The following is a 701-nucleotide window of genomic DNA, read 5'->3' on the forward strand; positions in this document are numbered from 1 at the left end:
CGGCTCTGCTGGGTCTGGACGCTTCAGAGGTGACTCTGAACGGGTGGGATGATGCCCCGTTGGAGACCTTCACCGTTCCCGCCTCCATCAGCCAGGCGGACGCTATGGATGCCGTGCGTTGCGTCTTTCGGGGGAAAGTCCCTTCAGGTGGTTACAGCTGGGGCGTCGCCTACCAGTGGGCGGTCTTGGAGATGACCGACCGAGTCTGTGAAGAATGCGGACACGGCAAATAGCCACCCGCCCCCGCCGCCCTGCACCGCCCCGTAGAGGGGTGCAGGGGCGGCGCCCCTTGAGGGGTTTTGCAGCTTTCCGGGGCTGATTTAGGAAAAGGACAAACGAGGTCAAGCCTAAAAATGCCGCCCCAAAAATAGAGATGATAACCCTGTCAGCACAGATGACTGACACCCCCTAGCTCTTGAAGGAGGACGTTATGAACGTCTTGAGTCCCGTATCCGCATGCCGCGCCCTGAGTCATACTGATTCGACGGTGACCTACCCCATCCCCGCCCTGTACCCGTGGATAGCACAGCAGGGCATCCGGGACGCTGTGAAGGACATAGCGCCGGTGCATGGCAAACCGTGCCCTGCATGTGTCAGGGACATCACCGAAAGCTTTAACGCCTTGGTGCGTACCGGTTCCGGCTCTGATGACTCGCTGGCTTCAGATATGGCGGCTCTGCTGGGTCTGGACGCTTCAGAGG

At 60.3% G+C, this 701-nt stretch carries 2 protein-coding genes; both read left to right on the plus strand.

The window, feature by feature from the left end; all coding sequences use genetic code 11:
• Positions 1-233 (plus strand): hypothetical protein (locus tag HMPREF2527_RS09770; protein WP_168161081.1); only part of this gene is annotated, 233 nt, incomplete at its 5' end.
• Between the two features lie 197 nt (positions 234-430).
• A partial coding sequence (locus HMPREF2527_RS00890) for a hypothetical protein (protein WP_141744428.1) occupies positions 431-701 on the plus strand: 271 nt, incomplete at its 3' end.

Source organism: Rothia sp. HMSC071B01, from assembly GCF_001808945.1.
Classification (GTDB): domain Bacteria; phylum Actinomycetota; class Actinomycetes; order Actinomycetales; family Micrococcaceae; genus Rothia.